At 50.9% G+C, this 20,650-nt stretch carries 16 protein-coding genes; 5 read left to right on the top strand and 11 right to left on the bottom strand.

Going from position 1 to position 20,650, the window contains the following annotated elements:
* Window positions 1-10: 10 nt before the first annotated feature.
* Together SD10_RS17570 and SD10_RS17565 are read right to left on the bottom strand one after the other, a co-directional pair.
* Window positions 11-454: a hypothetical protein gene (locus SD10_RS17570; protein ID WP_046575506.1), complete on the bottom strand. Its 444-nt coding sequence runs from the start codon at window positions 452-454 to the stop codon at window positions 11-13.
* Window positions 455-559: 105 nt separating this feature from the next.
* A complete protein-coding gene (locus SD10_RS17565; protein ID WP_046579710.1) occupies window positions 560-2,068 on the bottom strand; it encodes a hypothetical protein in 1,509 nt (502 codons plus the stop codon).
* A gap of 233 nt (window positions 2,069-2,301) precedes the next feature.
* On the opposite strand from SD10_RS17565, the gene SD10_RS17560 reads away from it, so the two are divergent.
* The 5 genes from SD10_RS17560 (at window position 2,302) to SD10_RS17540 (ending at window position 7,426) form a co-directional block, all read left to right on the top strand.
* The gene (locus SD10_RS17560; protein ID WP_046575504.1) at window positions 2,302-4,005 is read left to right on the top strand and encodes an Ig-like domain-containing domain; all 1,704 of its coding nucleotides are present in this window, start codon (window positions 2,302-2,304) and stop codon (window positions 4,003-4,005) included.
* A 119-nt stretch (window positions 4,006-4,124) separates the two neighbouring features.
* Window positions 4,125-4,493, top strand: coding sequence for an endonuclease domain-containing protein (locus SD10_RS17555; RefSeq protein ID WP_046575502.1), 369 nt, complete (start codon window positions 4,125-4,127; stop codon window positions 4,491-4,493).
* A gap of 132 nt (window positions 4,494-4,625) precedes the next feature.
* Window positions 4,626-5,441 (top strand): 16S rRNA (adenine(1518)-N(6)/adenine(1519)-N(6))-dimethyltransferase RsmA, encoded by an 816-nt coding sequence (gene rsmA / locus SD10_RS17550; protein WP_046575500.1) that lies wholly within the window; start codon window positions 4,626-4,628, stop codon window positions 5,439-5,441.
* 80 nt (window positions 5,442-5,521) lie between these two features.
* Window positions 5,522-6,874: a magnesium transporter gene (gene mgtE / locus SD10_RS17545; RefSeq protein WP_046575498.1), complete on the top strand. Its 1,353-nt coding sequence runs from the start codon at window positions 5,522-5,524 to the stop codon at window positions 6,872-6,874.
* Window positions 6,875-6,889: 15 nt separating this feature from the next.
* A complete protein-coding gene (locus tag SD10_RS17540; protein WP_046575496.1) occupies window positions 6,890-7,426 on the top strand; it encodes a GNAT family N-acetyltransferase in 537 nt (178 codons plus the stop codon).
* Window positions 7,427-7,449: 23 nt separating this feature from the next.
* Here SD10_RS17540 and SD10_RS17535 read toward each other — a convergent pair whose 3' ends face one another.
* From SD10_RS17535 to SD10_RS17495, 9 genes are all read right to left on the bottom strand, one after another.
* Window positions 7,450-8,076, bottom strand: coding sequence for a hypothetical protein (locus tag SD10_RS17535; protein WP_227699001.1), 627 nt, complete (start codon window positions 8,074-8,076; stop codon window positions 7,450-7,452).
* Window positions 8,077-8,175: 99 nt separating this feature from the next.
* Entirely contained in the window at window positions 8,176-9,555 is a 1,380-nt protein-coding gene (gene mnmE / locus SD10_RS17530) for a tRNA uridine-5-carboxymethylaminomethyl(34) synthesis GTPase MnmE (protein ID WP_046575495.1), read from the bottom strand.
* A gap of 93 nt (window positions 9,556-9,648) precedes the next feature.
* Window positions 9,649-10,701: an oxygenase MpaB family protein gene (locus tag SD10_RS17525; RefSeq protein WP_046575493.1), complete on the bottom strand. Its 1,053-nt coding sequence runs from the start codon at window positions 10,699-10,701 to the stop codon at window positions 9,649-9,651.
* Between the two features lie 67 nt (window positions 10,702-10,768).
* Window positions 10,769-11,530, bottom strand: a complete 762-nt coding sequence (locus SD10_RS17520) for an MBL fold metallo-hydrolase (protein ID WP_046575491.1) — start codon at window positions 11,528-11,530, stop codon at window positions 10,769-10,771.
* A gap of 79 nt (window positions 11,531-11,609) precedes the next feature.
* Window positions 11,610-11,990, bottom strand: a complete 381-nt coding sequence (locus tag SD10_RS17515) for a response regulator (protein ID WP_046575488.1) — start codon at window positions 11,988-11,990, stop codon at window positions 11,610-11,612.
* A gap of 175 nt (window positions 11,991-12,165) precedes the next feature.
* Window positions 12,166-12,690, bottom strand: a complete 525-nt coding sequence (locus tag SD10_RS17510) for a GNAT family N-acetyltransferase (RefSeq protein ID WP_394330447.1) — start codon at window positions 12,688-12,690, stop codon at window positions 12,166-12,168.
* Window positions 12,691-12,771: 81 nt separating this feature from the next.
* Window positions 12,772-14,349 carry a serine hydrolase domain-containing protein gene (locus SD10_RS17505; RefSeq protein ID WP_046575486.1) on the bottom strand — a complete coding sequence of 526 codons (1,578 nt, stop codon included), beginning with the start codon at window positions 14,347-14,349 and terminating at the stop codon, window positions 12,772-12,774.
* 118 nt (window positions 14,350-14,467) lie between these two features.
* Window positions 14,468-16,153, bottom strand: coding sequence for an amidohydrolase (locus SD10_RS17500; RefSeq protein ID WP_046575484.1), 1,686 nt, complete (start codon window positions 16,151-16,153; stop codon window positions 14,468-14,470).
* Window positions 16,154-16,411: 258 nt separating this feature from the next.
* Entirely contained in the window at window positions 16,412-20,599 is a 4,188-nt protein-coding gene (locus SD10_RS17495) for an NPCBM/NEW2 domain-containing protein (protein WP_082111629.1), read from the bottom strand.
* Window positions 20,600-20,650 lie beyond the last annotated feature (51 nt).

The raw sequence follows: 20,650 nt of genomic DNA, 5'->3' as shown, positions 1-20,650 counted from the left end.
TACCGTTCTGTTATTTTGATGGCCAGAGCATTGGCCGGTGTTTGGCGTTTTTGCTGAAGTTTTTCAGCACCATGGATATAATAAAGAAAATAATGGCCGTGAGCAGTGCCATTTCGAAGGCATAACTCAGAAAGACGCTGACGCCCTGATCGAAGAGCGTTCCCTGATTCGGGTCGGCTTCGTCGCGGGGGATGTCCTGATTCGCTTTCTGATAGCAGGTGACTAGCGTAATAACGAACAGAAACAACGCGCTCACGCCCGTCATCAGGAGCCAGCTTCCGAAACCACTAAAACTTACTTTATTGAAGGGCCAGATATAAAAGGCAAACGCCACCACGAAGGCCAGCCCAACGGCCGTCCAGGTTAACGGTGACAGGAGTTCTTCCTGATACAAATCTTCAAGCAGGCTGCCGTTAACGAACAGATTGTAAAAGTTATAAAGCGATTCTTCCATGTTTAGAAAGGTGAAAGAGTAAATGAGCGAAAGAGCGAAATAAAACTCGCGTCAGCTTTTCGCTCTTTCGCTCATTTACTCTTTCGCTCTTTACATCTTTTTTACTCATCGTAAATTGATTGTTAGCGTGAAATATTCGGTTTGGTTAGTAGGGTTGTACGCTCGTTCGACGCCTTGCAACAGATTTTGAATACCAAAGGTCGAGTTGGCATCTGGCGAGGCATCGTTGGTCGTGTTTGTATTGGCAATCCAGCGTGGTGGAAACTGCCGACGAAGCCGGATTGTTGCCGTGCGTTCGCCACGTGCGGGCTTATCGGTGGTCAATAGTAGTTTGTGTGTCGTGCCATTAGCTCCCGAATAGGGTTGAACGGCCGATACCTTAAAGTTATCTTTTCCGTCAACAACATACTGGCTGGCATCGGTCAACAACGACGCTGGTACGCGCAGGGCCGACAAGTCGACGGCTACCGGAATGGTCAGGCTTTTGTCGGCGACATCGGGTTGCACATCATCGAGGGCGTGAATGGCTTTGGCATGACTGCGAACTTCTTCGTTTGATCGTTTGAAGCGGCCTTTCCGAGCCGGGTCCGTTACCAGAATGCTGTAAAATGGCGTTGTGGCTTTGGTATCCCGGCCAAAAAACCAGGAGTCGGCGTAACCGGGCAACTGATCGAACCGGCGAATCGTTTGATACGTCTGATCCTGGTAAAGCCGCTGCATGGTTTCATTTCGACCCACGAGGCAGAGGTAATAAGGTCGCTCTCCCTTGTACACTTTTTTGGCGTTATTCCAGCTATAATACGTTCCGTCGAAGTCGGATGTCAGCTTAATCACCAGCATCGAATGTGTGCTGGCGTATGGATTGAAGACCGTTGTGAGCAGTGAACTAGCCGCATCGAGCGTTTTCTGAGCGCTCATGCCGGCCAGGGTTGGGTCAGAATAAATCAGATCGGACACCAGCACGCTCAGGTCATCGCCCGTAGTGTTTCGCAAAATTTCGCTGAAAATACCTTCAAAGTCGGTGCTGGTGGTTTTGCCTTTCGTTTTGGCGATTGTAAAAATGTCTTTCTGTTTGAAAAACTGCGGCAGCGTCAGACCCAGATCATTCACCTCCGTGTTGACAACGAATAACTTGCCCTGGCCCGGATTGACGGCATCGAATTCTGTCAGCACATCATTGATGGTTCGTTTAAACGCGCCATTTCCGGTGGGTGCATCGTAAGGAAACATACTGGCGCTGGCTTCGAGGTAAACGTTCAGTCGCAACGGTTTGCTGGATGTGGCCGTACCCGCCATAGACAGGGTCGGTTCTTTGCCTTCTTTGGCCAGTTTGCGGTACGTGCGATTGCGCTTAATGTACGCTACCAGGGCCGATTCGTCGATTTTACCATCGGGCGTTAAGAGTGCCTTTGTTTTTTTGTCGGCACCCAATTCTTTGCTTTCCTGACCAATAAAGACACGCAGCGCATCGGCTTCCGTCACGTCCAGGGCGTTGTCATTACTCAGGGCGTCGCTAATCTGGTCATCTAATTTGTCGCCTGAACTGGAACAGCCCGATAGCCAGCTTATGGATAGAACAAGAAGTGGCAACAAACAAAAACGGCGGTGAATCATGAAGTTTTTTTTATTTTTTGATGGGTAGGGATCCGGCTGTCGATCCGCTCCCAGCGGCCCAATACGTCGCAAAAGTAGGAATCTGACTATACGTTAACCTGTCATAAACCCAAGTGACCTTAAATTTTCTTAAATTACTATAGAACGTAACGAACCACCGGGCCATTTTATGTCAATCGGTACGGATTAACGATGAACGGACGTTTACCTTTGTAGTTCTGATTACACCCAACATGACGCTTCGCCATCTAGTACTGAGTTTTTTACTGGTTCTTCCCATTCTTCTCCAAAACTGCGCACAGGTCGCTCAACCGCCTGGTGGTAAGAAAGACACGCTGGCCCCGAAACTAGTGAGTAGTATGCCTACCGCCCGCCAGCTTAACTACAAAGGCAAAACGGTTGAACTGGAGTTTAGTGAATACGTGAACAGTGAAAACCTTCAGCAAAAAATAACGATTACGCCCCAGGACAGCAATACGTTTGTGGTGAAATCATTGCCTTTGGGCATCCGGCTTACGTTTGCCAAATCCTTCCTACCCAACACAACCTACACCATTGATTTCGCCGATGGTATCAAAGACATTACCGAGCGTAACATTGCTAAGAATACCAAAATCGTGTTCAGTACGGGGGCCAGTATTGATTCGCTTTACCTGACGGGCAATGTGGTAGACGACGAGAGCCGTCAGCCGCTGCTGGGGTTTGTTGTCGGCTTGTTTGCGCCGACGGATACGCTGCCCATCAATCGAAAACGCCCCCAATATTTTGCCCGAACCGATAGTAGCGGCAATTACCGCATCGAAAACGTGAAGGCTGGCCAATATAAAGTGTATGGTTTCGACGATAAAGATTTGAACCTGGTGAACAACACACCGGGCGAGCGCATCGCTTTCCGGGATAGCGTTCTGAACCTGAATCGCAATTATTCAGATGTGAACATGGTCGCGTTTCGCGGCTACGGCAAGCCACGCATCAGCCGACGCGAACGCACCGACGAAACGCTGGGCCTCGAACTTAGCAGTGGTATTGCGAGCTATAAACTTCGCTTTGGTAAACCCGTGTCCACCACAACTAGCGCTACGACAGCAACAACGCCCGTTTCTACAACGTCGCGAAATGCATCGGCCGACACGTTAATTTCATTTCTGGAGAACCCTAAAATGATCCGGCTCTATCGACCGGCGAACCGGGCTGCCGACGACACGCTTCATTTAACCATCATGGCCGAAGATTCGGTGGGTAACGTGACGGAGTTGAGAGAGCGGGTTTATTTTTCTCCATTGAAAACAAGGGCCAAAAACCGGACCCCACTGGCCGTGCAGGTAACTCCTCCGTCGGGCGAGCCGATTGATAATAACCTGGAATTTACGCTGGTTTTCAACAAGCCCGTTTTACGTTTCAGTGCAGCGCTCATGATTATTGGGCCGGATAGCACGAAGCCCCTTAAACTGACGCCTGCCAACCTGACATGGAGTAATAATTACTCCCGACTGGTCATCCGGCAAAAGACCAATCTACGCGATACATTGCTCTTTCGGCTTCAAAAAGGGGCCTTTGTCAGCGTGCAGGGTGATACGCTGCCCCGTTATTCTGCCCGGTACCTGATCGCTAAGGATGATAGTTATGGGCTCATTGCCGGTAAAGTGAACCCGGCTACCGTTGGGCCCGCCGGAACCAACTTCATTGTTGAGCTACTGGACGATAAATACCAGGTGGTACGCACGGCCTACAGTACTCCCGCCTTTAGCTTCGGCCGACTCAAGCCAGGGCTCTACCGCCTTCGGCTGATCATCGACGCCAATAATAACCGACGGCGCGACATTGGTAATGTACAAAAAGGGATTCAGCCAGAACGGATCATTTATAACCCCGGCACCGAGGAGAACGGAACCATCCGGGTCAAGCAGGATTTTGAGTTGACCGACCTTGATTTTTGAGGAAAGAAACGAACCACCCCCAACCCCCTCCTAAAACAGGAGGGGGCTAAAAAAGTAACCCTCTGGGTAGCCCCCTCCTGTTTTAGGAGGGGGTTGGGGGTGGTTTTAATCACAAGGCAATGAGAAACCGACAACTGAATAACCTTACCGTACTGAAATCTATCCGAAAGGAATTATGCAACGGCGCAACGGATGCTGAAAAGTTACTTTGGCAACATCTAAAAGGCAGTCAGTTAGCAGGCTTGAAGTTTAGAAGACAGCACAGTATCGGCTTGTTCGTATTAGATTTCTATTGCCCTTCAGAACGGCTGGCTATCGAATTAGATGGTGAAATACACCAAACCAGCGAGGTTCGATTAAATGATGAAGAGCGGCAGAAAGCCATTGAAACGCTGGAAATTCAGGTTATTCGCTTTCAGAATGCAGCCGTTATGGATAATCTAAGCCAGGTACTTCGTGACATTCAGCAACACGTCAAAAAAGGATAGCACCAAACCACACTAAAGCTCTGTTACATGCTGAATAATAAACAAAACGGTAGCCGGGTGGCCGCTAATTATTCAGACCTTGCCCCGTACCTTTGCGTTGGGTAACAAAAACAGCCCCAATCCGCCGGTATTATGTACGTCAAACCTAAAAAAGAACTCGGTCAGCATTTTCTGAAAGACCTGAGTATTGCCCAACGTATTGCTGAATTGCTGACGATGCATGCGGGCGTTGACGGAGTGCCCTACACAAAAGTCCTCGAAATTGGGCCAGGGATGGGTGTCTTGACCCAGTTCTTACTTCAAAATACGAAACTTGACACCTATGTTATCGAGATTGACCGGGAGTCGGTCGATTACCTGAAGCAGCACGTTCCTGCGCTGGAAGGCCGAATTCTGGGGGCTGATTTTCTGAACATTCGCCCCGACCTGTTGCCGACCAAACAAGCCAATAGCACCGAGCCCTTTGCCGTTATTGGCAACTTCCCCTATAATATTTCGACCCAGATTCTTTTCAAGGTGCTGGACATGCGTGATCGTGTACCCGAAGTGGTGGGCATGTTTCAGCGCGAAGTGGCCCAGCGGGTAGCCTCGGGGCCAGGCAACAAGGATTACGGAATTTTGAGCGTGTTGTTGCAGGCCTGGTATGACATCAAGTATGAGTTCACCGTTGATCCAGACGTATTTAACCCGCCCCCGAAGGTTTTTTCGGGCGTGATTTCCCTTCGGCGTAACAAAACGACCGACCTCGGCTGCGATGTGAAGAAGTTTACGCAGGTTGTTAAACACGGCTTTAGCCAGCGCCGGAAAACGCTGCGCAATGCCCTTAAACCACTCGCTCCGTCGGAGGCTGCCCTCGCCAGTCCCTTCATGGACAAACGGGCCGAGCAGCTAAGTGTGGCGGAGTTTGTAGCGCTAACGAAGCTAATGGGCGAGAATACGCCAGAATGAATGAGTGAACACGCGTCGCCAGAACTATAAAATACAGACCATCACTCTCTCGCTCATTCACTCTTTCGCTCTTTAAAAACGTGACGTTCGAACTTACTAAAGATTATCTTGATACGATCCAGGCAGCTATCGACGCGGAGGATGATGCCTTGCTTCGGACGGAGATGGAGGAGCTGTATCCGGCCGATATTTCGGGAATTCTGGATGAGTTAGCGCCCGAATCAGCGCATTATCTGCTCAGCCTGCTCGATAAAACGGTTGGCGCCGAAATTCTGGCTAACCTCGACCAGAGTGAGCGGACGACATTGCTCAAGCTGTTTACCTCTGCTGAGATTGCCCCGTTCATCAACCAGATGGACTCCGACGATGCCGTCGACGTACTGAACCAGCAGCCCATTCAGGTGCGGGAGGAAGTCATTGGCTTGCTCGAAGACCGGGAGCAGGCGCGGTTCATTCTGGATTTGCTGCATTATGAAGATGGCGTAGCAGGTAGTCTGATGCAGAAGGAGTTAATCCGGATCAATGTCAACCTGACCGTAAATGCCTGCATTGAAGAGATCCGTCAGCAAGCCGAAGACGTCGAAAATGTATATGCGGTTTACGTAGTCGATGATGTAGGTAAACTGCTTGGACTGGTCTCGCTGAAGAAGATCGTGCTTGCCCGAAAGAATGCCAAAATCGCGGATATCTACGACGACGACATTGTTTTTGTCGAGACCTACCGACCCGTGGATGAAGTGGCCGAGGTTATGCAGAAGTATGACCTGGATGCCATTCCGGTCGTGAATGTGCAGCAACGATTATTGGGCCGGATCACCATTGATGACGTAGTGGACGTTATTACCGAACAGGCAGAAGAAGATATTCAGGTGATTTCCGGTCTGTCGGGCGAAGTAGAAGAAGATGATAACATTTGGCGACGCTCGAAAGTACAGTTGCCTTGGCTGGTAGCCGGGGCGGTGGGCAGCCTGATGGCGGCAACGGTTATTAATGGCTTTCAAAGCGAACTGGGCAAGATTGCCGCTCTGGCTGCCTTCATTCCCATTATTGGGTCAACGGGTGGCAACGTCGGCATTCAGACTTCCTCATTGATCTTGCAAAGTCTGGCCGATACGTCGGGATTGAGTACAACCCTTGGTCGGCGGTTGTTGCGAACGCTGATGGTGGCGGTGATCAATGGCCTGGTCGTGGGCCTGATTGCGGGCACCTATACGTTCATTATTGGCGAACCGCGCCTGTTTTTCGTTGTCGCCACGTCGCTACTGGCGGTTGTGTTGCTGGCCTCCTTCATGGGGACTGTAACTCCACTGTTGCTCAATAAAGTAGGTATCAACCCGGCTGTAGCCTCAGGACCATTTATCACCACCGCAAATGACCTGATTGGCATTGGCGTTTATTTCATGATTGCCCAGTGGCTTCTAGCCGAAGTTTGATATATTGGCAAAGCTATGACAATTCGTTTTGCTACTCTGGCTGATGTACCCGCTATTCTGGCTATTTATGCGCCCTACATCACCGACTCTGTTATTTCGTTCGAATACGAGGTGCCGACGCTGGCTGAGTTCTCGGAGCGTGTTCGGGTCATTCAAACGCAGTTTCCGTACTTAGTGGCCGAGCTGGATGGCCGCGTGCTGGGCTACGCGTATGCGTCGAAGCACCGCGACCGTACGGCTTACCAATGGTCGGTCGAAACGTCGGTGTATGTGCACCCCGACGGTCATCGGCAAGGCATTGCCCGACAACTTTATACGACCTTACTGACGTACCTGCGTCGGCAGGGATACATCAATGCATTTGCGGGCATCACCAGCCCGAACCCGTCGAGCGAAGCGTTTCATCGCGCTATGGCTTTTACTCATATTGGAACCTATAGCAATATTGGTTATAAAATGGGTTCCTGGCACAGTGTTTCCTGGTTTCAACTCGCTTTGCAGGCGCACAAAGTTGATCCGCCAGTGCCCTTATCAATCGGTCAACTTACGTAAGGGATATTTGCCGGTGTAAATGACTACCGATGCACATGCCTTGCCCGTACCCGGCGTCCGCCCCGGGCAAGGCCTACAATGCCCCCGGAGTCAGTGCGTTGCAGCCCATACCGCAGGATAAATCCGTAGAACGTTTTGGAACTGTCGAACGAGTCATTACTGAAATCGTAGTAGCCTGTCGTAATACCAAAACCGACTTTGGGTGAAATCTGAGCAAAAATATTGTAGGTCAATTCGAGCATCAAACTGCCTTTTGAGTCGAAAACGCGGCCCGCACCAATCGCCATTTCATTGGCGAAGATGCCATAGTTCGCTACATCCATGGTTACCCTGGCTTCCAGAAACAGGGTGGTATCGGGTCTGAGGGAATTCCGGCCGAAGGCAATTCCCAGATCAATAACATCAAATGTTTTACCGATCTCAATATTCTGCGCTACCCGATCACTGGTTTTTCCGGCCCCTGTGTAAATGGAAAACGGCACGGATCGGGCGTACCAGGGAGCTTGTTTAAAGTTAAAGGCCGTCTTCGTCGAATCGGACGCTGGTTGTCCCTGCGTCTTTGTTGATTGCCCTTGAGCCTGAATCGTACCGTTTAAGACAAGCAGGAGTAGAAGTGAACAGAAACAAGTATTCAGTAGAAAATGGCGCATAGGCAACTGAAAAGAAGTATCAAGTTAAGACACGTTAACCAAGCAGACAGGTAAATGAGTGATCAGGTCATTTACCTTGACAAAACTAGAGCCTTCTGCCTACTTGCCAATGCAAAACTTACTGAATATCGAGTCCAGTAAATCGTCTGTCGTTATTTCTCCTGTCAACTCACCTAAATGTTGTAAGGCCACGCGTAAGTCCATAGCCAGCCAGTCGGGTGTGACGCCGGCATCCAGTCCGGCAATGGCGCGGGCAAGGGCATCGTCCGTACCGATGAGGTGGTTGTAATGGCGCGCGTTGGTTACGACGGCGCTGCCCGTTTGTACGGCGGCATCCGTACGCACGCGAGCCGAGAGAGCCGCCTTTAAGTCATCCAGATGCGTTTGTCTGGCCGCCGAAATCCAGATGACTTGTTCGTTAGCCAGGATAGGACTCAAGGCTTCATGCTTGGTTTCGGTCATCAAATCGGCCTTATTACCGACCAGCAAATACGGTTTCCCCGACTGGTGTAATTCAGCAGTAACCTCGTCCAGATCGTCAGGACGTATGGCTGGGCCGTCAAACAAATAAACGACCAGAGCCGCATCGCGCATTTTCTGTTGCGTACGTTCAATGCCGATGGCTTCGATCTGGTCGGTAGCCTGACGTAATCCGGCCGTATCAATCAGCCGGAAGCGAATGCCATCCAGAAACAGTTCATCTTCAATAACATCGCGGGTCGTACCGGGAATGTCGGAAACGATCGCTTTCTCCTCGTTTAATAAGGCGTTGAGCAAGGTGGATTTCCCGGCGTTGGGTTTACCGATGATGACCGTTGGAACACCATTTTTGATCGCGTTGCCGGTGGAAAAGGAGTCGATCAAGGGATGGAGTACACGGCGTATGTCGAGCATCAGTTGGCGAAGCTTGTCGCGGTGAGCGAATTCAACATCTTCCTCACCAAAATCCAGTTCCAGTTCAACCAGCGCGACGAAATCAATGAGCTGCTGACGAAGGTCTTTCAGTTGCCGGGAGAAACCACCGCGCAGCTGATTCAGGGCGGCTCGGTGGCTGGCGTCTGAGTCGGACGCAATCAGGTCAGCTACGGCTTCGGCTTGTACAAGGTCGAACTGGCCGTTCAGAAACGCCCGCTGTGTGAACTCGCCCGGTCGTGCCAGGCGAACACCCTCCTGCATGAGCCGACGCAGAATTTGCTGAATAATGAACTCCGACCCATGGCAGGAGATTTCAGCAACGTCTTCTTTCGTGAAAGACTTCGGGGCTCTGAAAATCGTTACCAGAACCTCATCGATAATGCCACCGGTTTCGGTACGGAGAGTTCCAAAATGAGCTGTATGGCTGGCCTGTTGGGTGAGGTCTTTTCCTTTAAACAGGCGATTGGTTAATTCGATGGCGCCTTCGCCCGACACGCGCAAAACAGCAATGGCACCGATGCCTGGCGCAGTAGCGAGCGCAGCGATGGGTTCTAATTGATACAAGTTTATAAGTATTTCGGTTTATAGTTTACCGGTTTTCGGTTTGGCCTACCGGAAGCGACGGATACTGAATACCGTAAACCGAGTACGACAAATTTAAAACCTGTTCGGAAAAATGGGCAGGCGGTTTAGTAATCCGGCTAACCGCTTTTCGACTGGCGCGTTGGGAATACCAAGCCAATCGGCGTACTGGTCGCCCAGGAAGAAACGCATTTCACCCGCTGCCAGGTTCCGAATGGTTTCGGAGCCTGCTGCCATTGGCTTACCGACGCTCGCTTGGCCTGCTGCGGGCGACGCTTGAGCCGCTCCGATCCCAGCCGCTACGGCGTTCAATAACGAGCGGGTCAGACCCACACCTGCTTCGGAGGGCGCAAACTGCCGCCGGGCAATTGCATTGCCCAGGTTATAGGCTTCGCGCAGGTTCCGGGGCATGAGTTCTTCAGAAACGCCATTAAAATAGCCGACCACATTAACATGATGCAGATAGTCTTCTTCTTCCTGCTCGGTCATGGAAACGTTCAGTTTTCGTAAGCCTAGCAGCACAATATACGAAAACGCCAGGTTGGTACCGGCCATATCTTCCTGATTGACCGGATAGCCCCAGGCCATATCCCAGCGTTTTGAGTGCAGGGAAAACCAGCGGGCTCCTGCGTGAATCAGTCGGATTTTCTGTGTCCGGCTTATGGCCTGTTTAGATACCCATTCCTTGGGATTGTTGACCGCAAACACCCATTCGCCGGTTTCCTGCAATCGGCGTGTGGTGTCGTTTTTAATTCGTTCGGTCAGCCACAAAACCTGCGCTCCGTTGGCTCCGAGGTAGGAAAAAGGTAGGGAAAAGAAACCCAGCGTCAGCCCAATCTGTTGGGCGTGTTTCCTGAAAAAGGACATACCCCGCTTCATCCGGTCCGTATCCGCCCAGTCGGGCATACGAGCATACTCCGCAAAAAAAGCCTGTACGGCAGGATGCTGCGTCGTCAGCGAGAAATCACTTGTGTCGGCCAGCCAGTGCATCAGTGCTCGTAAGCCAGGGGCTGCATCGGCCTCAACAACGGCGGCAATGACTGCGTCAGCAACAGGATCGCCCTGCTGCCGGTACTGATCCAGTAACGTGTCTGTAAAGGAACGGGAAGGCTTTATGAGCGTCGGCATCGTATAACAGGTAAACTAAACGGGTAACGATGCGTGGACGGAATTGGTTTTAAGAGACTGTTTAAGGCTAGAGCGTAATCTGTAACCCATCGTAGCCCAGCCGAATATGAGGAGGCAGTTCCTCCTCGACTTCCCGATGCAGGCCCAGCTTATGGCTGATATGAACAAAATAGGTGCGGTCGGCACCAACGCGGTTGGCAAGAGCAACGGCCTGATCCAGGGTGAAATGAGAAATGTGCGGTAGGCGCTGCAGTGCATCCAGTACCAGCACTTTGGTGCCGTAAACCTTGGTTAATTCTTCGTCAGAAATGTAATTCAGATCGGTGAGGTACGTGAAATCGCCCACACGGAAGCCATAAACGGGGAGTTTATGGTGCATCACTTCAATGGGAGTGAACCGAACGCCCAGGACATCGAAAGGCTCGTTGGCCAGATCGTTTAGCTGAACGCTGGGCGTACCAGGATATTTTTTTTCGGCGAATACATACGCAAACTCGCGTTGCAGCTGCGCCAGTACCGTTGGGCGGCCATAAACGGGAATATCTTTGCCGGACCGAAAATTATACGCCCTGATTTCGTCCAGCCCGGCCGTATGGTCTTTGTGTTCGTGTGTAAACAGAACCGCGTCGAGCTGCTGTAAATTGAGCCGAAGGACTTGCTGGCGGAAATCGGGGCCGGTGTCGATGACAAAACTACGTCCGTCGATCGCCAGGTGAACGGACGTCCGGAGCCGTTTGTCCCGAAAGTCAACCGAACGGCATACTTCGCAAGTACAGCCAATGAGCGGTACTCCCGACGATGTTCCCGTACCGAGCAGCGTGATCAGCATAAAGAGCGAAGGAGTGAATGAGCGAAAGAGTGGCTGGCGCATTACTTTCGCTCATTCACTCCTTCGCTCTTTCGCTCATTTATTTATCCGTCAGTTGATTAACGACTTCCACCAGGCGGTCGAAGTTGAGGGGTTTTACCAGTACGTCGTTAAATCCAGCGGTTTTGAATTCTTCTTCGGTGTAATTTTTAGCATTGCCGGTGATGGCCACGATGGGGACACTGGCTTTTTCTTTTTCGGGTAGCGCCCTAACCCGCCGAACGCATTCCATACCATCCATAAGTGGCATGTTGATATCCAGGAGGAGAATACTGAAATCTTCTTTTTCCAGAATTTGCAGCACTTGTTCTCCGTTTTTTACGGCGGTGATGTCGTAATTCTGAAACTCAAGAATTTTGCGGGCCAGATTCTGGATAACAGAGCTATCTTCGGCAATCAGGACGCGTTTGGAAGCTGACATAGGGCTTGAGAGATCGTGATTCGTTATACTGTGGTGAAATTATAGAGTTAAATTGGCAAACGCAAAAAGGGTTTGGATTCTACAAGGGCCAAAACCATCTTTTTGCTAAATAGACGTGCGGTATGTGCATTGACTGCCAGTGATGTAACAAACAGCAGCTTGGCCTTCGCCCGATTCATAGAATTTTTTCCATGACCATAAACTCCAATGGCTGCTTTTTGATGCCAAACCGCGGATCATCCGGGAAGGGTTGTTTGTTGCCGGTCGGCTGGTAGCCGCGTCGTTCGTACCAGGCAATCAACTCGTGCCGTACCGTAATGACGGTCATGGTAATTGCCCGGCATTTTCTCTCAACGGCGAGCTGTTCAGCTGCTGTCAGTAATTGTTTGCCAATGCCATTGGCTTGCGCATCAGGCGAAACGGTCAACATGCCCAGATAAAGGTCGTTCCCTTTGGCCTCCAGATAAACACAACCTAGCAGATGGTCCGCATCTTCATATTTGAGAATCAGGGCATTGGGGTTCTGAAACATCTCCCGTAGCGATTCTTCGCTGGTTCGGACACCACCCAGCAAATCCGCTTCGGTCGTCCACCCTTTGCGCGAACTGTCGCCCCGGTAGGCACTATTTACTAAACTGACCAGGGCCGGTATGTCCTGTTCAGTAGCGGTCGATATTGGGTTTAGGTGAGTTATGTTCACAGTTGGTAATGTTAGTAGGAGGTAAGAAACATCGTGGTTGTACTAGGTTGATGTTTATTGAGGTTAACTTCTTTTAAGTTGTTATTTGGGCACCTCCCGGAAATCAAGTTGCTGAATCAGCGCGGGGTTTTCGGGTGTCAGGGTATAAAAGACATCGATATTGGCTTTGTCTCCTTCCAGCAAGAAATGGCCTCGTAGCTGATTTTCGGGAATTAGGTCGCCAACGTGCTTGATGGCCCCTGCTTTAACGTATAGGTCCTGCACCGTTTTCCGGCGTATGGCCACCGACTTATCAGGAAAGAAGTTCTCCGCGAAAATGCCGCTTTGTTCGGCATTCGTCCAATCGGGGAGCAGCTTAAGTAAGTCCGCTTTTCGCTGGGCCAGTATGCTGGATACGGGGAGTTGGCGGGGTTGAAGTTTGCCAATAGCTACCAGCGTATCGAGTACCGCCGAGTTAACGGACCCTAAGCCGGCGTAAGTCAGGTTGCCATAAGCGATGACACCAATGCCATAGTCAGGCAAAATGCGCCACTGGCTTCCAAAACCGGGTAAACCGCCACTGTGCCCAACGCCCACCTGGCCCGTGCAGTTTTTACTCCAGCCCAGCCCGTAACCATAGCCACTGGTGACCGGACAGAGCTGCCCGGCTGAATTTTTGGCCTGCGTCGACAGACCCGAGAATGTCCAGGGTTGCTGCATCTCGCGCACCGAACTCCGCTTTATGGGTGATCCGTTGTCTATCGCATTGCTGGGCGGCCAGGCGGCTTCATGCAGGGCCACATACTTACTGAAATCGTCAATGGACGTGATGAGTCCACCCATTGCGCCGTATGATCCATCATGCAGAAGGGGCTCTGCGAGCCATTGCCCGACCCCCTGACCGTTATCCTGCCAGCGGTAACCCAACGCCAGCTTGTCGGCCGGAACGCGGCTGTATTCCCACTGCGTGTCGTTCATGCCGAGTGGTTTCAGAATAGTATCGGTGATGTATTGCTGATACGGCTTCTTCGAGACAACGGTAATGATATGCCCAAGCATGGCAAAACCAAGATTGCTGTATTCGTAGGCCACGCTGGGCACGTTGGCATTTGAGAGGCCGCCTTTGATGAGGTTGAGTAAATCAGCGTCAGAGTCGGCGAGTTGCCGGTCGCCCCAGGGGTTATCTTCGGGAAAACCGGCCGAGTGCGTCATCAGGTTTCGAACCGTAATCAGGGGCGCGTCAGCCGTAAGGTATTTATGCGATTTTAGTTCAGGAATATATAATTCTGCGGGATCGTCGAGACGGAGTTTTCCTTCATCGCGGAGCTTAAGAATGGCCATTGCGGTCAGGCTCTTGGTCATCGACGCGATCCGAAACAGCGATTTGGGCGTGGCTGGCGTTTTAGCCGCTAGGTTTGTGTAGCCGAAACCGCCGGAATAAACCAGCTTGCCATCGACCACAATCCCAAAGGCGAGGCCAGGCATACGCCGTTTTTCTGCGACGTCTTTGTACAATTTTTCAACAACCGGGAAGGCCGCTTCCAGTTTTTTTAATCGGTCAGTGTCGGCAAAGACCGGTGGTTGATAGGTAGTTATATGAGGTACCGTACGGCCTGGAATCGGTTGTTGAGCCAATGCCGATGAGGCCAGAAGGAGCAGAGCTGGAAAAATTGGTTTCATTGAACGAGGGATTCAACTATTGGATTTATGTGTGCTAACATACTGAATAATGCGAAAAGCCACACCAGAAGCATGGCCTTTCGCATGAACAGGCTTTTTAGATTGGCTTAAACGGGCTTTATTTTCCCTTGCTTTCTGGTTTCTTCTCCAGGTCGGCCCGCTGATCGTCGCGGAGGGTTGGGTATTTGATACCGAGTTGCTCCAGATAAGTTTTATACTTGGTTGGATCGTAGTAGAACTTCTCCAGCTTCGGTTTAAACTCGGTCATGATCTTCTGATTCAGATAGATAGCGGGAATCTCTTTGGCCGAGATCAGGGGCGTGTACTTGGTATCTTTGGTTTGTTCGTCGGTATAATATGCCTTGGCCTGCTGGAGAACCTCGGGTTTCAGCAACATATCCAGCAACGTCATGGCTTCTACTTTAGCACCGGCCACAATACCTTTGTGGGCAATGGGCGTCGCCATCGAGATTGCATCGGACCAGTGATGCCCCGGCAAGCCCGGAATATTCGATGGGTACAAAAGCACCACCGTTGGTACGGCCCATGAAATATCCGAAATGTCATCCGAGCCACCCGTGAGCGGAACCATCGACTGGCCGCCCATCATAACCGTTGGCGCTGTAGGAACCGGGGTGCCTATGGTATCCAGCTTAATGGCTAGTCCTTCCCGTTTGGGCGATTGTAATTCTTTCTGGGTTGCTTTTGCCAGTAGTTGATCATCTGATGACCAGGTTGGTAGCCCAATCCGTTTGATGTTATCATACATTGCCGAGGCTATCGGTTTGTTAAAATGCCCTGGCCAGGCCGACCCCAGAATTTCATAGGTGAATTTTGTATCGGTCATCAGCGCAGCGCCTTCCGCCACTTTGATGCCTTTCTCGAACAGGGCTTTGATTTTAGGGTAAGAGCGTTCCCGAAAATAATACCAGACCGAAGCTTTGGAAGGGACAACATTGGGCTGATCGCCACCGTCAGACACGACATAATGCGAGCGTTGAGTCAACTCCAGGTGTTCGCGCCGGAAGTTCCAGCCGATGTTCATCAATTCGACGGCATCCAGCGCACTTCGACCGCGCCAGGGAGCCCCCGCTGCGTGAGCCGCCTGCCCCTCGAATGAAAATTTGACCGAAATCATGCCGTTATAGCCTGCATCGCCATAATTGACGCTGAGGTTGTCGGCAACGTGAGTGAAAATACACGCATCGACATCCTTGAAATACCCGTCGCGGACGTAGAACGCTTTGGCACCCAGTAACTCCTCGGCTACGCCGGGCCATAACATTAGCGTACCCGACAGTTTGTTTTTCTCCATCAATTGCTTCACGCTCAAAGCGGCTACTATATTCAGGGCCTGCCCTGAGTTGTGCCCTTCGCCATGACCGGGCGCCCCTTCCACAATCGGATCTTTATAGGCTACACCGGGTTTCTGACTGGCTTTCGGAATGCAGTCAACATCGGAGCCGATGGCAATGACAGGTTTACCAGAACCCCAGGTCGCAATCCAGGCAGTAGGCATTCCAGCAATACCTTTTTGAATGGTAAAGCCTTCTTTCTCAAGGAGGTTGGTTAGGTAATTGAAGGATTCTACTTCCTGAAAGCCGAGTTCAGAAAAGCTGAATAGCATGTCATTAATTTGCTGTGCCTGATCTTTACGCTGATCAATTGCCGCAATCGCTTCCTGTTTCAGCTTCTCTACCTTATCACTTGTCCGACCGTCGACCTTTTTAAACTTATTCCCCTGCGCGAATAGAATGGACGGAACAATGAACAAAAAAAGCAGTGTATTGGAAAGGTATTTCATAGAAGAAATGAAATTTTATTTTGATAAAAAGTCTAAGTAGCTATAAATATATTGGTTAAGTATATAAATAAGAAATAATTATGAAGCGCGCTTGCTGCACTGCTAAAAAGTCGGCCTAGTACGACATGTTTGTAACTTATGTAGGTGTTACAAACCTTAGACCGCCACACAGCCATTAGTCGCGTTGCTCACAAAAAAGAGCGGATTACATGGATAGTAGTCCATATAATCCGCTCAAATGAATGCTGCTGGCTTCGCTTATTCGGATAAAATCACTTTTCGGCTAACTCGCTGATTACCCTGAATGAGCGTGAGTATGTAATAACCACGGCTAAGCTCCCCGACGGGTAATTTGATTAGGTTTTCGCCTGCTATCACCTGATGTTTGGCTTCAATCACCGGCAGCGCTGATACTGATAATAATTGCAGACTTACTTCGCCATCGGTCTCGGCAATGTAACGGATACTGACTTCGTCGCGGGCGGGGATGGGGTATACGCGTACCGGCGAGAACTCGGTTGATTCCTGGCTGGCCAGTCGTCCGCTACCGCTGCCTGTCAATCGCGCTCCAGCCCAGTCGGCATGGTCGCAGCTTACATTGTCGCCCCCATTGGTAACCACCAGCTTTAAGGTCTGTTTGCCCGTTACGTTCAGGTCAACGGACTTGGTTGCCGAAGCGGGTGTCATAGTGCCGCTGTCGTAAACCAGCGCATTATCAACGTAGACCTGAAAATTCACTGTTCCGCAACCTGCATCGGCCATTTCGTCATCTATGCCCATATCCGTCAGAAAATGAGTATACTGGCCATTCAGGTTATAGACGATTTCGGACGGAGAATGTACACCTAGTCCTTTGGGATACGTTACCCCGTTCAGTGTGATTGTCCGGCCATCGCCCGCGGCTGATTCACCGTTGCTACGGTCTTTCTCCACGGGTCCGTGACCATTTGTGGCACTCACCCAGTTCAGATCCGATAAGTAAACCCCAGTACTCGCTGATGATGTCGTTGGTGTAGCCGGATACAGGTAGCTTTGAGGAACTACTTGCTGACCCTGTCCAGGGTAAGCCCACAGCAACTTGGCAACGGCACCGTTACCGCCATCATAATACTCCATCTGGATCGTATAGCGTTGTCCTGCCGTAAGGGTCACCGCATTGCCATCGTTGTTCGTTGACGCGTGCACTGTCCAGTTGTTGATCACCATCACACCGTTTACCCACAGCCGAACCCCATCGTCAGATGTTGTGGTGAATATGTAATTGCCGGTAATGGGTGCCTGCACTTGCCCGGTCCAGCGAACGGAAAAATTATCGTTGTTGACGCCGGATGCGGGTGAACCTGTTCCCCAATCGAAGTTGATGGTTGCGTCCGTGCGGGTAAGTACGATGGGCGCGTTGAGATTCGCATTATTGTAGTACTGGCCCAGCAGGCCGGTGCCATTGCCGGCGGTGGGCGTTGTTGGGTTAGTCGGCGTCGTTGTTGTGGCTACCCGATAAAAGGCGGAGTTTGGAATGGTCTGTTTACTGATGCCGGGGCCTTCGTAACTAACAATAAAACTTTGGCCGCCACCTCCCTGAAGGAATGGCAACGCTAGCGCATGCTTGCCTGCTTTCAATCCGATGGTGCCCGACTTTTCAATGGCTCCGTGAATACCGTCATTATTAACGACTTCGGTAGTACCGATCAGAAGTTTACTGCCGTCATCGGAGTTTGTATAGAACGTATAGGTTCCGTCTGTGGGTACATTGATGTATCCTTTATACCGAATGCCAAACTGCTCATCCCGGTTGCGAACGGATAAATCGACACTGGAAACGGTTCCTGTTTTAGTGGGATTGAGGGAGTTAAAATCAGGTATTGTGTTCCAGGAACCTTCATAATACTGATAATCAAGACCCGTGACGGCATTGCCTGGATTTTCAGGGTCGCGCAGGGAAACAGGCGGAGGGGGCGTTGCATTGACCTCTTTCATCAACACCGCCGATGTATAGGGTTGCAGCGTGATCTGGTTGGTATACTGCGTGTTTTTGGCATCCCGGTAAGAGCCACTGAGCGATGTTGTCTGGGGCTGAGCCGTTGCGTTATAAACGAGTTTAATGTAGTCGTCGGGGTTGAGGTTTGAGAGGGTAGCCTCTTTCAGCCGGATATTGTCGACCCAGGCTGTTTGCCCATCACCGGTCACCTGAAATACCAGAATGGCGTTCGATTCATCCGCTGTAGCGGTAAAAACGGCTTCATACTGCTGTCTCGACGTACCGAGCAACTGAACGCTACGCGGAGCCAGATCGCTGTAATTACCAGACAGCTGGCGGGGGTAAAGTTCAATCCGCTTATTGTTTCCGGTGGCTATCCCATCGAACAGCAACTGATACGATTTGCCACGCGAAACGGCGCCAATATTGACCGTAGCGAGCAGGTAGGAATTAGCCTGAGTATTAGAAAAGAACAATTGAAGTGACCCACCGTCGAGCCGGTTCGAGTTGTCCCAGTCGGCCCGGCCGTTGCCATTGGGCGACCATACGCTCCAGCCTTCGGTGTTGCTGTTAAACGAATTGGTAAGCAGGCTGGCCCCTGTCTGACTAACAACCTGACTCTTGTAGGTTACAGGGCTGTTGGATGAGTGTGCATCTTTTCCATACATGGCCTGCCAGGTCGTGAGGGTATTGTCCGCGCCCGTTAGTCCCGAACCGGGATTATAAACCGCTCGGATTTTAAATAGGTCTTCAAACGGACGAATGTAATAGTTGTAATCAAACTGACCATAACTCGCCAGATCATTGGCATTCGATTCGTAAGCGGCTACAACCTGGTTGGGTAGCTTGCTAAACAATATATTGTTCTGAACAACATTGTTTCGCAAGGCACAGGCACCGTTATAGGCGAGCTTGAGCTGTTCTTCTGTGTTGTTGAAACTGGTGTTTCCATTCACGGTGATGCTGGATACGCCCCGCAAGAAAATTCCCATGCCCCGCGACCCGAATGAGGTGTTACTGGCAACTTCTACATTCTGCGAGCAGTCGTCCAGGAAAATCCCGTTCGCACCCGAATAAGCGCCCCCCGGTGTTCCTTCCGGCGCACCAATGCCGTTGTAAACAATGTTCGATAGGATATGCAGATCGCCTACATTGCTACGCGCACCATTCCAGGAGTAAATGCCGCCCCCATCGCTTTTAGTCAAACAGAAGTTCGATACCTGGTTGTACCGTACCGTCGCGTTTGTAACCACCGCAATGCCGTTGTACCCCACACTCTCGACTACGTTATTTTCGATCAGCGTATTGCCCGTGCATAGTGACTGCAGGGCCGAATAGGTGCCATCGCCACTTTTGCCCCGGCCGGGCACCAGCCCAATGCGCCGGAGTGTATTGCCCCGAAAGGTAAAATTTTGATAGGGTCCAATATACATTCCGCTACTGTTGGCGTCTTCGAGCAGGTTGTTTTCGGCTACTACATTGTTGCCGGAGCCAATAATGGTTATCCCGTCTTCGCCCGAGTTCGTAATGTCGTTGCCCGAAAAGACAAAGTTCGAGCCGCCGTTAACGGCCAGACCCGTACTCAGCGTTTCTGTGATCTTGATATTCCGAACGGTAATGGACGATACATTGGTTAGGTTTATGCCTTCATTGAAAGCCGTTACGGTAATGAGCTGACTATTGGGGTTGTTCTGATTGTCGAACAAACGAATTTTTTTGCTGGAAGGGTCATAATACCACTCGCCAACCTGGTCCAGCGTAGCCGGGTGATTCTGAATGAAAAAGCCCCAGCCATCGGCAAGGTCATAGCTGCTGGAATTGTTTAACGAGAGCGAGTTTCCATTCTGTTGGGTGATAGTGGCCCGGTCCAGAATCCATTGGGTTGGCCGTAGTACCGCTTCGCCACCTGACCAGTTCTGAGATAACCCCTGCTGACTGGTTAACTGGTTTTTGCCGCTGTGCGACTGGATGGTCAGGTAACCTTTGTTGGCATCGCTGAGGTTAGGATACCGGCCTAATGGCAGTGCAGAGCCGTTTCGGTATACGCCTGTTACCCGGCTTCCGCACGAAGGGCAATCGGCCTGCCAGACGTTGTTCCCGATATTGTTCCAGCCCGAGACGGGCACTGAGCCGGCAAGAATGGGTTTGTTGCCCGAGCCATAGGCATCAACCACTATAGGACTTCCTGATGTACCGGATTGCCGGATGAGTAAGGTACCGCGGAAGGTATCGCCCCGCCGAAACAGAATGGCGTCGCCCGGTTGAAGGGACAAACTGTTTATTTTGGCAATGGTCTGAAACGGAGAGCCATCCGATCGGCCGTTGTTGGCGTCGTTTCCTGAATTCGCGACGTAATAGGTTGTTTGGGCTTTGGCAAGCTGCCAGGTTGTGCATAAAAACGCCAGGGCGATGGCGCAAACAGTAAACAGTCGACCTGTCTGGCCGTGTTTCCAGCTAGAGAAGTGAAGCATGTAGCAATAAGTATAGGTAGATACGGAAGTTAGGAGATGGAAGTAGACCAG

Source organism: Spirosoma radiotolerans (assembly GCF_000974425.1).
In the GTDB taxonomy this organism is placed as follows: Bacteria; Bacteroidota; Bacteroidia; order Cytophagales; family Spirosomataceae; genus Spirosoma; species Spirosoma radiotolerans.
This window is presented reverse-complemented; position numbering and strand designations above follow the sequence as displayed.

Excerpts from the sequence above, each read along its gene's own strand:
- SD10_RS17535 (WP_227699001.1), bottom strand. The coding sequence starts at position 8,076 with ATGCGCCATTTTCTACTGAATACTTGTTTCTGTTCACTTCTACTCCTG.
- SD10_RS17525 (WP_046575493.1), bottom strand. The coding sequence starts at position 10,701 with ATGCCGACGCTCATAAAGCCTTCCCGTTCCTTTACAGACACGTTACTG.
- SD10_RS17555 (WP_046575502.1), top strand. The coding sequence starts at position 4,125 with ATGAGAAACCGACAACTGAATAACCTTACCGTACTGAAATCTATCCGA.
- SD10_RS17505 (WP_046575486.1), bottom strand. The coding sequence starts at position 14,349 with ATGAAACCAATTTTTCCAGCTCTGCTCCTTCTGGCCTCATCGGCATTG.
- SD10_RS17515 (WP_046575488.1), bottom strand. The coding sequence starts at position 11,990 with ATGTCAGCTTCCAAACGCGTCCTGATTGCCGAAGATAGCTCTGTTATC.
- rsmA (WP_046575500.1), top strand. The coding sequence starts at position 4,626 with ATGTACGTCAAACCTAAAAAAGAACTCGGTCAGCATTTTCTGAAAGAC.
- SD10_RS17565 (WP_046579710.1), bottom strand. The coding sequence starts at position 2,068 with ATGATTCACCGCCGTTTTTGTTTGTTGCCACTTCTTGTTCTATCCATA.
- SD10_RS17540 (WP_046575496.1), top strand. The coding sequence starts at position 6,890 with ATGACAATTCGTTTTGCTACTCTGGCTGATGTACCCGCTATTCTGGCT.
- SD10_RS17570 (WP_046575506.1), bottom strand. The coding sequence starts at position 454 with ATGGAAGAATCGCTTTATAACTTTTACAATCTGTTCGTTAACGGCAGC.
- SD10_RS17560 (WP_046575504.1), top strand. The coding sequence starts at position 2,302 with ATGACGCTTCGCCATCTAGTACTGAGTTTTTTACTGGTTCTTCCCATT.
- SD10_RS17500 (WP_046575484.1), bottom strand. The coding sequence starts at position 16,153 with ATGAAATACCTTTCCAATACACTGCTTTTTTTGTTCATTGTTCCGTCC.
- SD10_RS17495 (WP_082111629.1), bottom strand. The coding sequence starts at position 20,599 with ATGCTTCACTTCTCTAGCTGGAAACACGGCCAGACAGGTCGACTGTTT.
- SD10_RS17520 (WP_046575491.1), bottom strand. The coding sequence starts at position 11,530 with ATGCTGATCACGCTGCTCGGTACGGGAACATCGTCGGGAGTACCGCTC.